General features: G+C 40.3%; 16 protein-coding genes and 1 pseudogene. 7 read left to right on the top strand and 10 right to left on the bottom strand.

Going from position 1 to position 12,355, the window contains the following annotated elements; genetic code table 11:
• A partial coding sequence (locus EES38_RS22335; protein WP_208020449.1) for a hypothetical protein occupies positions 1 to 205 on the top strand: 205 nt, incomplete at its 5' end.
• A gap of 47 nt (positions 206 to 252) precedes the next feature.
• Entirely contained in the window at positions 253 to 426 is a 174-nt protein-coding gene (locus tag EES38_RS22180; RefSeq protein ID WP_166434273.1) for a hypothetical protein, read from the top strand.
• A gap of 246 nt (positions 427 to 672) precedes the next feature.
• Here EES38_RS22180 and EES38_RS13820 read toward each other — a convergent pair whose 3' ends face one another.
• The gene (locus EES38_RS13820) at positions 673 to 1,521 is read right to left on the bottom strand and encodes an alpha/beta fold hydrolase (RefSeq protein WP_124937792.1); all 849 of its coding nucleotides are present in this window, start codon (positions 1,519 to 1,521) and stop codon (positions 673 to 675) included.
• An 88-nt stretch (positions 1,522 to 1,609) separates the two neighbouring features.
• Between EES38_RS13820 and EES38_RS13815 the strand changes: the two genes are divergently transcribed.
• From EES38_RS13815 to EES38_RS22630, 5 genes and pseudogenes are all read left to right on the top strand, one after another.
• Positions 1,610 to 1,804, top strand: a complete 195-nt coding sequence (locus EES38_RS13815; RefSeq protein WP_124937791.1) for a hypothetical protein — start codon at positions 1,610 to 1,612, stop codon at positions 1,802 to 1,804.
• A 20-nt stretch (positions 1,805 to 1,824) separates the two neighbouring features.
• Positions 1,825 to 2,133, top strand: a complete 309-nt coding sequence (locus EES38_RS13810) for a hypothetical protein (RefSeq protein WP_124937790.1) — start codon at positions 1,825 to 1,827, stop codon at positions 2,131 to 2,133.
• A 236-nt stretch (positions 2,134 to 2,369) separates the two neighbouring features.
• A complete protein-coding gene (locus EES38_RS22705; RefSeq protein ID WP_369333375.1) occupies positions 2,370 to 2,468 on the top strand; it encodes a helix-turn-helix domain-containing protein in 99 nt (32 codons plus the stop codon).
• A gap of 177 nt (positions 2,469 to 2,645) precedes the next feature.
• A pseudogene (locus tag EES38_RS22330) lies at positions 2,646 to 3,239 on the top strand (LysR substrate-binding domain-containing protein); the annotation flags it as partial.
• Between the two features lie 577 nt (positions 3,240 to 3,816).
• Positions 3,817 to 5,127, top strand: coding sequence for a methyl-accepting chemotaxis protein (locus EES38_RS22630; RefSeq protein ID WP_124937789.1), 1,311 nt, complete (start codon positions 3,817 to 3,819; stop codon positions 5,125 to 5,127).
• A 712-nt stretch (positions 5,128 to 5,839) separates the two neighbouring features.
• On the opposite strand, the gene EES38_RS13795 is transcribed toward EES38_RS22630, so the two are convergent.
• From EES38_RS13795 to srlA (EES38_RS13755), 9 genes are all read right to left on the bottom strand, one after another.
• Complete coding sequence (locus EES38_RS13795; RefSeq protein WP_124937788.1) at positions 5,840 to 6,199, bottom strand: PTS glucitol/sorbitol transporter subunit IIA; 360 nt, start codon at positions 6,197 to 6,199, stop codon at positions 5,840 to 5,842.
• A gap of 9 nt (positions 6,200 to 6,208) precedes the next feature.
• A complete protein-coding gene (srlE, locus tag EES38_RS13790; protein WP_124937787.1) occupies positions 6,209 to 7,210 on the bottom strand; it encodes a PTS glucitol/sorbitol transporter subunit IIB in 1,002 nt (333 codons plus the stop codon).
• The gene (gene srlA / locus EES38_RS13785) at positions 7,207 to 7,773 is read right to left on the bottom strand and encodes a PTS glucitol/sorbitol transporter subunit IIC (RefSeq protein WP_124937786.1); all 567 of its coding nucleotides are present in this window, start codon (positions 7,771 to 7,773) and stop codon (positions 7,207 to 7,209) included. The genes srlE (EES38_RS13790) and srlA (EES38_RS13785) overlap by 4 nt, the downstream gene beginning before the upstream one ends.
• Before the next feature lie 120 nt (positions 7,774 to 7,893).
• Positions 7,894 to 8,667 (bottom strand): glucitol operon DNA-binding transcriptional repressor SrlR, encoded by a 774-nt coding sequence (gene srlR, locus EES38_RS13780; RefSeq protein ID WP_243694196.1) that lies wholly within the window; start codon positions 8,665 to 8,667, stop codon positions 7,894 to 7,896.
• A gap of 70 nt (positions 8,668 to 8,737) precedes the next feature.
• Positions 8,738 to 9,094 (bottom strand): transcriptional regulator GutM, encoded by a 357-nt coding sequence (locus tag EES38_RS13775; RefSeq protein ID WP_124937785.1) that lies wholly within the window; start codon positions 9,092 to 9,094, stop codon positions 8,738 to 8,740.
• 282 nt (positions 9,095 to 9,376) lie between these two features.
• Positions 9,377 to 10,153, bottom strand: a complete 777-nt coding sequence (gene srlD / locus EES38_RS13770; RefSeq protein WP_124937784.1) for a sorbitol-6-phosphate dehydrogenase — start codon at positions 10,151 to 10,153, stop codon at positions 9,377 to 9,379.
• Between the two features lie 48 nt (positions 10,154 to 10,201).
• On the bottom strand, positions 10,202 to 10,558 hold the full coding sequence (locus EES38_RS13765; protein WP_124937783.1) for a PTS glucitol/sorbitol transporter subunit IIA: 357 nt from the start codon (positions 10,556 to 10,558) through the stop codon (positions 10,202 to 10,204).
• 10 nt (positions 10,559 to 10,568) lie between these two features.
• Positions 10,569 to 11,585, bottom strand: a complete 1,017-nt coding sequence (gene srlE / locus EES38_RS13760) for a PTS glucitol/sorbitol transporter subunit IIB (protein ID WP_124937782.1) — start codon at positions 11,583 to 11,585, stop codon at positions 10,569 to 10,571.
• A 13-nt stretch (positions 11,586 to 11,598) separates the two neighbouring features.
• Positions 11,599 to 12,147, bottom strand: a complete 549-nt coding sequence (gene srlA, locus EES38_RS13755) for a PTS glucitol/sorbitol transporter subunit IIC (protein ID WP_124937781.1) — start codon at positions 12,145 to 12,147, stop codon at positions 11,599 to 11,601.
• Positions 12,148 to 12,355 lie beyond the last annotated feature (208 nt).

Below are 12,355 nucleotides of genomic sequence, written 5' to 3'. Positions count from 1 at the left end.
AAAAAATCGGATACTGTGGTGTTCACTTTGCCAGTTTGGCACGACGATGGGGGTGTTACCTGAAACAGAACTGCACGTTACGATTCCATGGTCATTAATACTTAAGCTTCTCACATACGGGTCTGAAAACACGATATTGTTATGCTTAGCAATAAACCGCATACAGTCATTGGCGGGGACATCGGGCAAGATAGTACTGTTATAGTATTCTATGAGCCGGGTGAGGGTATGCTGTACTTGTAACGAGACGTTATGACGATTGGTGCGGGCATCATCAATGTATTTAAAGAGGGTAAATACCGCGATGACGCTAAGACCAAGAAAATAAATAAGAAAAATGACTATCCGTTTGTTTCCTATACATGTCCTGCTAATCCTAAGCACGAAATTAACGTACCACAAAATGCTGTGCTAAGACACTCATAATAACGCTAAGTCATTATTTTTACGCAAAAATAAATACACGTCAGATACATTTAAGAAGAGGGAGAAATACTCCCTCTCAATAACTATTCATTAACTACAATGAATACAATTACTTAATCTCTCCTAACAGTTAATTAATAACATTAATCACAGTTATCACAATAAATAATGTGATTTAAATCATCACATGCGTTTTTAGTGTGAAAAACGCGCATGATTTTGGGTTGTGATGTGATTAATTCGTATTCACAATACCTCATTAGCCATTACATCAAAAAGATGAGACACCTGAGCTGATGCGGCCGCTAGCGCAATCAACAACGATGCGACTTTATCTGGAAATTCCAAGTGCACCATGTGGTCTGCATCCTTAATGATGAGGAAACGACTGTTCGGTAACTGACGAGCAAAGTCCTGAGCAATGTCTTTGGTGACATAGGGGTCAAACTCGCCGACGCAAACGGTCGCAGGTAAGGTTAATTTCGATAAATCACAGGGTTTATGAACCAGAAGGCGGACGGAGTTTTCAAAGAAGACATCGACGCGCTCTTGGTCAAAGTGAGCGATGTTTCTTTCTGTGGCTCGTTTAATGGCTTTACTGCGAGGGATGCCCGGTTCATTGGACGTGAGCGAATCTGTAAAGGTTTTGGCGAAGTTTTGTGTACTGACCATCGCCGATGCAATCATCTGTTTTGTGGCCATTCGACCAGATTTAGGAATGCCGGGGACGCCGCCGCAGATGGATAGGCTTAGAGCGCCAGACCAGACGCTACACACCTCAACTGTGATGGCCGTGGCGTAGGAAAARCCAATKAGGTGGGCTTTTCGGATGTCGAGGTACTCCAATAGGTCGAGTAGCATCATGGATTGTTCGTGAATGGTRACGGTAGAGTCTAAAGGGGCGTTGAGTCCAGTCCCAGGAATTTCAACCGTYAGGCAATTAACGTGCTTKGAGAAATCGTTAGAGAAGTTGTCAACCGATTCGATATCTTGAAGGGCTCCCAGTAAAAATACCGCGTATTCCGTTGTGCTGGTATTGGGGTAGAGTTTGAAACGAAAGTGRTTGTTGTTGATAACGATTTTTTGAGTTTCCATTTTTTTCTCCTTTKGGTTAATGGAAATCTCAATATAGGCTGTTGGTTTTTATGCGTATATTTTAATATAAGCTTGGTAGGTTAGGGATATGACGAATTTTTATATTGATGATGGTGAGCAGACAGTAAGAGAGTTAATTGCGGAYTTACTGGAGAGATTTGGCAAGCAAATTGAGTCGGGTAGAGTGCCCAAAGTGAAACTGCATTATTTTGGCGCTGAGCTCGAAATTAATTTACTTGAGTTTGAAGGGATAGGAAAATTCCATACCACGACGGCCGAGTGACGCTTTGGGACGATAAGATTATGGACGATGATAAACACTACTTTACTATTTTAGATGCCTTACCTGACCATATCTTTGTCTTTTCAGAAACAGGTGTGTATGTTGATGTGTTTGGTGGCGACGGAAATGCAACAGGGTTTGATTGTAAGCCATTTATTGGCCGGACACTGCACGATATTGCGCCGCCAGAGATGGCGGATATGTTCTTGTCATTTGTCGCCAAAGCCTTAGCGGAGAATATGACACAGAAAGTGAAATATCGGTTTGGCGAGACGGACATGATAGAGCTGCCCGCTGACGTACCGCATCCACAGGAGATTTGGTTCTAGGGAACGATTAAACCCCTCCCTCTTATGTTCAACAGCCAAAGAACGGTACTTTGGATTGCAAAAAACATCACTCAACAGCATGTTCTTGAGCAGCGATTAAAAGTGTTATCGGAGGTAGATGAACTCACCAAGATACTGAATCGCGGTTCAATAAAACAGAAGTTTAAAGACGCCGATGAATACGTATAGTGTTAACCAGAGTTTGTTCTCATTGCTCTTTGTTCATTCGTACCAGCATGTCAGTATTTGTTAAAGCGGCAGAGTTAGGCTCTTTTGCTTTAACTGCAGAATCGTTGAATCTGTCGGCGAAAATAGTCTCGAAACATATTGCCTGATTAGAATCGAGGCTAGGTACAACGTTACTCAACCGTACAACACGTCGCCAACAACTAACGGATGTTGGTCAACGATATTATGAACAGTGTAAGGTTATCATCGCTGAAGTTAAGTTGTCGGACTCACTTGTCAGCGACTTAAAATCTTATCCTTCTGGTATTTAAAAAGTCAGTGCACCCGTCACATTTGGGTCAACATCACTCACCCCATTTATTACAGACTACCTTGGTCGATATACAGAAACGGAAATTGAGTTAACGTTGAACGATAGGCTGGTTGACCCGATACAAGAAGGATATGAAGTCATCATCAGGATAGGTGAATTAGAAGAGAGTTCTTTGACCAATTATCCATTGAGACCATATCAATTAATAGCTTGTGCATCGCCAAATTACATCAAGCGCAATGGAAAGCCTCAATGTCCTTCTGACTTATCAAAACATTCATGTTTAATTTATGGGATGTGGGCGGATTCTATACCATGTCGTTGGATTTTTAGCAAAAATGGTATAAAAGAAGAAGTAAAACCAAAAGGAAGATTTCGTTCTAATGACTGGAAAGCACTGCTTCATGCCGCTATTGAAGGTTATGGTATTACGCTAGGACCAAAAGATATTTTGCAGAAAGAGATAGATGAGGGGAACCTCATTCAAATCCTAACTGATTACCAAGCTCCATCGCGTCCGATGCACATTCTGACACCGCCTACTCACCGTCCGATAGCAAAAGTTCGTTGTTTTGTTGATGCTCTGAAAGAACACTTTTCTTAGAGGTCCTTAGGTATTCTGTTCACTCATATTCATAATGTCAAAATTATTTCTAAACTGTGTCGGGACCACGTTTCGAAACAGTGCATTCTAAAGTCTTGTTTTTTATAACTTATTGATTAATTGATTGAATGTTGGATAAAAAATCCCCTAAGCAATACTGCTTAAGGGATGGTGATGCGATACGATATTGTATCTTTGGGGGGATATACAATCGATCGACAACGTCTTGTTTCTAGTTGTAATTCAACTATGGGAAAGCGAATTACCTTGTTTACTCTACTCTACTGATAGACTTCATAATATGACAGTGGTCATGATTTTTGAATGTACTAGTACGTAGTGCTTATTTTCGGCTACTCCCAACATTTGTCACTTGTACAACAATGATGACAGTAATACGCCGCTATTTTAAATCGAAATGCCTCATCGTTGTTTAGAATGCATATGCTCATATCAAAAAAATGAAATATATACAGTATGTTTACTTTCCAATTGGACAATAAAAAGTTGATTAGATTGACGCTGAATCGCATTAATGCAAGTATGGTTTCATCATCAATTTGCATAGGTGTGGTTTATGTTTTTCAAGAAAAGAAATAATGAGACTTTAGATGTTATTGCAAATTTAGAAAAACAAGTTACTACCATAGCAAGTATTAACAATGAGTGCGCCACTATTCAGTTCACTACTGACGGTGTTGTTACAGATGTAAGTGAGCAGTTTGCGAAGATTGTAGGCTATACAAAAGAAGAGCTTATTGGTAAAAGACATAGAGAGCTTTGCTCAGATCAAATTGTAAGTTCCCCTAAATATAGTCAGTTCTGGTCAGATTTAGCGAACGGGAAAACTCAAGCAGGCTCGTTCCCTCGTATTAGGAAAGACGGGCAAACTATCTGGCTAGAGGCAAGCTATATCCCCATCAGACACAATGGTCGTGTTGTGGGTATTTTGAAAATTGCGCAAGATGTATCTGACCAGGTACGTAAAAGCCGTGACAACACGGCGCTTTTGGAGGCGATTAATCGCTCTAATGCGGTTATTGAGTTTAGTACCAATGGTACTGTGTTGAACGCTAACGACAACTTTGTACGAGCTCTTGGGTATTCCAATAAAAATGACATTATAGGTAAGCCCCACTCAATTTTCTGTTTTGAGGAATTTTATGCAGAAAATCCCACATTCTGGCAAGACTTGGCTCGGGGACAAGTCAAAGATGGGCTATTCAGACGAATGGGACGAGCTGGGAATACGGTTTGGATTGAGGCGACTTACAATCCTATTTTTGATGAGAACAATAGGGTTATCAAAATCACAAAACTGGCTAGTGATGTTACTGAGAGAGTGGAGAGGCAACAACGCATTCAGCACGCAGCAGAAATCGCGCATTCTACGTCTGTCGAAACCGCTCAGGTATCAACTCGCGGAGCCAGTATCCTAGACTCAAATATTGCCAACTCTGAAAAATCCGTTAAACAGATTGAAGCAACGGCATCTATTGTCTCCGAGCTGAATACGCAATCTCAAGAAATTACAAACATTGTGTCTACGATACGCGGAATTGCCGATCAAACTAACTTGCTAGCGCTCAATGCTGCAATAGAAGCGGCTCGCGCAGGTGAGCAAGGGCGAGGGTTTGCTGTTGTTGCCGACGAAGTGAGAACGTTAGCATCAAGAACGTCGACATCAACGGAAGATATAACGCAAATGGTCGAGAAGAATAGGGCCCTGGTCGAAAAGGTGATGTTGAACATGAGTCAAATATCGGATGATGCTAATACCAACTCTAATTTGATAAGAGAAGCGGCTACAATTATTGAGGAAATATTAAAAGGAGCAGACTACGTATCTGAAGTCGTTGGTGAGTTAGTGGGGGACGCTCGGTCTTAATTTTGATGGATCACGTCTAAGCTCAGATCCCCCCAAGCTCGTTATCTGGCTTAATCCGCTCAATAACTGGTCGATTTAAAGTTATTCCCGCTCGCGATTGATAGACGAAGGCTCATGTTGTCCTTCGTCGTTCCGGGAATAGATGTTGGCGAATTAAATAAGCGGAAGGATTCAGGATTCATTCCCGATAAAAATTGAAACCACCATCTAAATTTTACCGCGCAGATAGCTAGAGCAAATCGGTGCGTTGTATTCAACGATGAACGGTATATCAATGATATTGGGGGCAGTCCAAATCATGTAATTCTTAAAACTGTGTAATAATCTGCCGCTAAGTGAGTTGAGTATTGTTTACGTACATAATGGCTTTTCCATAATATTATAGAATCATCAATGAAAATATACGCTGTAGCGTATAATTATGTTGTCAATGGAAAAAGGGAATTACACAGTTCATGATTTGTAAAGAGCTAATGGATATAATTACGAGTGTACTACTTTAGAAATAAAAAGTTATGTTTTAGCTAATGCAGAATAACTACAGTTCAAGCGTACTTTTCGCCAGTTACTGAACGAAAAGGAGCTTTAAATAACTTGGTTACTTCCTTCTTTTTGATAGCTTACGAATTCGTCAGTCATAGATAGTGTTTATACCGATGTTTCGTACTGCTAGTTTTGAATATTGAGTTAACTGGTCTTTACTTACTTTTTCTTAACCGAATATAATTTCATCGCCAATGTTGATACTTTTTGGGCCGCACCCAATGACATGAACAGTTCCTGGCTGTTCTGGCTTAAGTTGGCCGTCAAACTTGATTGTTATATGACCTAGGTTCGCTAAATTTTGATTCACTGAACTTCCAACCGCTGTAACAACAAAATCATTTTCACCAATCAATAAAGTGCTTTGCGTGCTTATCACTCCGGCATCTATTCCTTGATCGTGAATGAAGCAATACTCTTTAACATCGTCTGGCGCGCTTTGATTGAATAAAATTAGCATGTTCTCTTCTAACGATTCCATCGCTAGAGAGCCTATATCAATAATGGAGGCTTTGAATTGTAAAGACATTGAGATAGTTTAGTGATAAATGAACATAGAAACGAACCACGCCAACAACACTGTTGGAGCACCAGTGATAAATCTAGAATACAGTACGGAGGGAACCCCAATCTCTACAGTTTCTTGTTTAGCTTCTGCGAGACCTAATCCTACAGGGATAAAATCGCAGGCTGCTTGTGAGTTAATAGCAAATAACGCAGGTAGTGCTAAATGTGGAGGGATCACACCTGTTCCTATTTGAACACCAATTAATACGCCAATCACTTGAGCAATAACAGCACCGGGGCCCAAAAAGGGAGAAAATAGCGGGAATGAGCAAATCAATGCTAATACGACTAGTCCCAATGGGTTGGTAGATAAAGGACTAAGCAAATTTGCTATGATGTCGCCAAGACCAGAAGCAATGATCACACCTATTAACATTGAAACAAACGCCATAAAGGGTAGTATAGTCTTAAGCACGGTATCAATAGTATCTCGCCCAGCTTGATAAAATGTGGACATGATATTGCCCATTGACATACCAACTTGGGCTATTATACCTCCGCTCTGTTCACAGAGGTTTTTAGTCATATCATAAGATATAGACTGATGTGTGGATTGCACTGGTTTAGATGCTGTACGCTCTTCACTTTCTTCTGTCGACTCGTTATTTACATCAACGAGACTGACGCAATCCTTGTTCACTGACGATACATAGATGCCTTCATGAATGAACTGAGCAAGTGGTCCCGATTTCCCTGTGGCATGAATATTAAGGGTGTATAGGTTTTTCTTAGGGTATAAACCACATCGAAGAGTTCCACCGCAATCAATGACGACTAAGGCAACTTCTTCATCTTTAATAATACTTTTAAATCCATCAACAGATTCGAGCTTAGTAATTTGGCAGATATAATCGACAACGGCAGGCTTGGCTCCTCCGGTGATATAGAGTACTTTTTTCCCAGGAATAATCGGTATGTAAAGTGGGCCCCCCCAACCATTCTTTCCTGCAATGATCTTTAATGATTGTTTCATGACTGGTTACCTTTCACCGAAAAATCCACGGTATCCGAAAGGACCTTGCCTCGCTGCTTAGATACCATTGAGGTAGTAAAATCAGTGACCCAGCCTCTGAAGAAATTCGAAACTAAACCAACCAGTAAATACCCCATTGCCAGCGGAGCTAAGGATAATCCAAGTTGGCTAAGCCCATTAGCTACACCAATGTAAATGAACAGCTCACCAGGATTTACGTGAGGAAACATACCACTCATGGTATGGCAGCTAAAGGAAGCAGACGCATAATAAGAAGGCTTATAACGTTCAGGAAGAAACTTCCCTAAACTTAGCGTCATTGGGTTGCAAAACACAAATGTTCCCAAAAAAGGAAGAATGAAATACCGGGTTATTGGATTGCTAGTACATTTCGAAGCCAGTTTTTCAATTCTGTGTTGGCCGATAAAACGTATTAACGAATTCATGGCAACCAACAAACAAATGAGTAGCGGCAGAACGTCAGTCATCATGCCTAAAAGGACTTCCCCGCCTTTATGAAAAAGCCCAAAAAACCACTCAGCGCTGAGAGTGAAATACTCCATAAAGCTCACATCTAAACTTATACATCATAGGAGCTATTTTGATACAGAATGGCTTGCTAAACAGAAGTAGTGTTTTGAATTGTGATTTCAATCATCAAAGAAATTTTTAAAATAAAAATATCACACAAGATAAACGGTAATATCTTTCTCTTTTAGTCCCTGTAAATGTTCTTCTGGTATTTCATTGTCAGTGACGACGACATCAATCAGATCAATAGGTACAACAATATTCGGGCTTTTACGGCCAAATTTTGATGAATCGAGTACGACAATAATTTGATTTGCAGATTTACACATAGCTTGACTGACTTGGTAGGCCTCATTGTAAGTCGTGCAACCTTGCATCAAATCAAAACCGTCAGCACCAATAAATAGTTTATCGAATGTAAAATGACTAAAAGCATTTTCAGCTAAATTGCCGTGAAATGAAGCTGAACGTTTGCGATATGTTCCGCCGGGCATAATAACAGTATGCTCGGAATTTAGCTCATTCATAGCCTGAACAATATCCATGCTATTGGTCATCAAAGTCAATGACATGACTTTTTCGAATTCAGGAACCATTTGTAGGGTGGTACTTCCACAGTCTAAAATAATGGAGTCTCCGTCTCGAACTAACTCGGCTGCCTTTTTCGCTATTCGGATTTTTTTATCCAAATTCAGAGTTTTCTTTTCATCTATAGCGATATCTTCAGGAACACTGACGTTAGAATGAATCGCTTCTGCACTGCCATATCGTCTTGCAACGATGCCTTTTTCTTCTAAAGATCTTAAATCACTTCTAATGGTTGCCCCTGATGTATGGAAAATGGATGCAAGGTCATTGACGGCTGTTTTGCCATGTTGTTGAAGGTAGGAAACCAACTGATTTTGTCTGCTATCTATGCTCATCATTCTGTCTGCCGATTAGTTTTAAGCCATTTTATACTAGATAGTTAACGAGTTGAAAGTGATTTGAAAGTTTTTATTCATTATGAAAGGCCACGTCAATCGCTTCTTGCGTACTCTGGCTCAGTCCGTGCAACCGTTCTTTATCAAACGGAAAAGCGTAACCAATAAGCTCGGTTAGTGCTTTGGGACGGGCAAAGACAGTCATTCCATTAAGTACTCTAGCATCAATAATTACTCCGTCATTTCCTTCCACTAAAACCACTATTGTTCTGGCTTTCCAACGACTTCTAGTTCGACCGATTTTGACATTGCCTTTTTTTGCCATTGATTGGATCATTCTGTTGAAAGCACGAATTTGGAAAAAGCCCATAACTATCTGTGCTGCCCAGGCAACAATAGCTACGATTATTAATAATGAAGTCGAATCCATAGTTTACCTTTTAGGCCATGATTGAATGTACTGGTTTATGAAATTAATGATAGAAAGTCTGTATCATTATTTTTAGTGTGATAACCGTATTCTAATGATTATTGATGTGGTTTTCTTCTGTTTTTACCTTTGGCGTGATTCTCATATGGTTCAGGAATAATTTTGTTCCCCAACACATGACGAGTAGCAATCCAATAGTAAGTATTGTATTCATGAGGTGACGTTCCTTAATTACTGAAAGGTAAGGAGCTTTACAGCCCCTTACATATAAATGGATAGTCATTAGAACATCACTTGACCACCAGTAATGTTAATGGACTGCCCAGTACAGTATTTAGCCCCTTCACTGATGTAGAATTTAAGGACATTTAATACGTCGTCGTATCCACATCCTGCTTTCAGAGGGACTTTATCAATGTAATATTGCATCACTTCATGCTCTTCAAGTCCGAGCTTTTTCGCATATTGAGGAATCAGACTCTGAAACATTGGGGATTCAAGTAAATTACCTAGCATCAGACTATTTACTGTGATTTTGTCGTCCGCTAGGTCAAGAGCTATGGATTGAGTTAAACCAACTCCACCAAATTTAGCAGAGCTATAACCAGCATTATGTTTGCTGCCCACTTTTCCTGATTTACTATTGATTTGAATAATACGCCCGCCATTTCCTTGCTCTACCATATAGCGAGCAGCTTCACGTGCACACAAGAAGTAACCGTTTAGGTTCACGTTCACATTAAAATTAAAATCTTGAAGTGTGAAATTAGTAATTTTGGTCGCTTTGGCAACACCTGCGCTGTATACCAGAACATCGATACTGCCGAGTTGATCTTTAATGGATTTAAATGCGTCTGCGACACTTTGTTCATTAGTGGCGTCTACCTGTACTCCGATAGATATTCCTTCACCGTGTGATGAACAGATGTCATCCGCTACCTTTGATGCGTTACTTGCATTGAGGTCAGCCACGCCAACTTTGTATCCATCTGCTGCGAGACCTTTGCAAAGATACTCTCCAAGTGTTTGACCACCACCGACTACGACTGCTGTTTTCATAACAAATTTCCTTCTATGAAAAGGTGCTGAAACACACCTTCTAAAAAATTAATAAAAGCTAAGAGTTGAACCAACGCCTAGTGTGTTTGGTTGAGCTCCTGCTAAATGAAGGCTACCAACGAAATCAGCTTGATTAGCTGAATCAAATCGCAACGTAATGTGTCCCAAATTTCCCAGGTTTTGATTAACAGCGTCCCCGACAGCGGTTATTGGATAACTTGTGTTATCAATTACAACCTTTCCTCCCACAGTGATTTCACCTTTCAATTTATCGTGGGTATGAACGAAGCAGAACTCGGCAGCATCGGCAGGTACAGATTTATTAAATAGAATAAGCATATCGTCTTCTAATGCTTCCAAAGCGCTGTTACCAACTTGAATAATTTCAATGTCATATAAGCTCATTTTGATATCTCTAATTGTAAATAAACATAGATGCAAACCATGCTAATAGTACCGTTGGTGCACCTGTTAAGAATCTCCCATAAAGAACGGATGGGACGCCGACGCGAACAGTTTCTGGTTTAGCTTCGGCAAGACCTAAACCAACGGGGATAAAGTCGCAAGCTGCCTGAGCATTTATAGCGAATAGTGCTGGTAATGCGAGATGTGGCGGAATGTTTCCGAGCCCTATTTGAGTGCCGATCAAAACACCGATAACTTGAGCGATGACTGCGCCAGGCCCTAAGAATGGAGATAAAAAAGGGAAAGAACATATCAGCGCGAGTACAATCAAACCTATAGGGTTGGTTGCTAGTGGTACAAGGACATGAGCAATAGCATCTCCGATGCCGCTAGCTAAAATTATGCCTATTAGCATAGAAACAAATGCCATGAATGGAATAATGGTTGAAATCACTGTATCAATAGTGTCACGGCCTGCCTGAAAAAATACGGCCATTACATTGCCCATCGCCATCCCTATACGCGCCAATAAACCATCAGACTGTTCAGTTAACTTTTTGTTGGTATCAATAAAGTTACCGTCAACTAGAGTTGCGCCACCGCTCGAATCGATTGACACTTCACCTGATATTAAGGGGGCATTTTTGGTGGCAGTTCCTGATTCGTTTGCAAGGCTGACACAGTCGACATCCACATTAGATACGTAGTTGTTTTCGTTAATGTATTTCGCCATGACACCTGATTTACCTGTAGGCATGACATTTAGGGTAGGAACGTTGTTTTTAGGGTATAAACCACAGCGCATTGAACCGCCGCAATCAATGACAGCTACAGCCATCTCTGAGTAGTCACAGCCATCTGAAAATCCATCGACAGCTTCGAGTCCAGTTAATTCAACTAATCGGTCAACCAAAGCTGGTCGTGTTCCGCCAACCATGTACATAATTTTTTTATTTTTTGGGAAGTCGACAATAAGCTCTTTACCCCAGCCGCCTTTTCCTGCTTTAATTTTTAATGTGGTAGTCATAATCTTTTCCTCATTAACTGAAACGCACTTCGTGATCTAACTGAATTCCTTGCTGTTTTTCGACCAGCATGGTTGTAAAGTCTGTTACCCAACCTCTGAAGAAATTCGAAATAACACCAACGGCCAAATAAGCGACAGCGAGAGGAGCTAATGGCAACCCTAATGTTGTGATACCGCTAGCGATACCGAGATATACGAATAGTTCACCTGGGTTTACATGTGGGAAGAGACCGTTCATAGAGTGGCAGGAATAAGAACCTGCAGCGTAATAACTTGGTTTGTAGCGCTCAGGCAAAAACTTACCCAATGAAAGCGTCATTGGATTACAGAAAATGAAAGTACCCACTACCGGTAATATTAAGTAACGTGAGACAGGGTTATTCGCACATTTACTGGCCAATTTCTCTACTCTATGTTCACCAATAAAGGCAATAAGTGCATTCATTGCACAAAGCAGTGAAATCAAGAGTGGGAGTATGCCCGTCATCATACCTAGCAATGTTTCTCCACCTTTTTGAAACAGTCCTATAAACCATTCCGCCCCTAAAATTATTGTATCCATATTTGTTCCACCTTTTCGTTATTTGGTGACTGAATTATGCATATAAACTTTTATTGTGAAAGTGATTTGGCTCACATTGTGAAAGCAAATGAAAGGAAAATGAAAATAATAAAAAATGCTTTTTAAAGGGAGGCTATTTAATTCAATGATTTATAACTATTTTTTTGTTTATTTCAACAATGAAAAAATTATATGATTGAAATAGGGA

The organism is Vibrio viridaestus (genome assembly GCF_003856525.1).
Taxonomy (GTDB): Bacteria; Pseudomonadota; Gammaproteobacteria; order Enterobacterales; family Vibrionaceae; genus Vibrio; species Vibrio viridaestus.
Note: the sequence above shows the minus strand (reverse complement) of the source record. Positions and strands in the feature narration are given on the sequence as shown.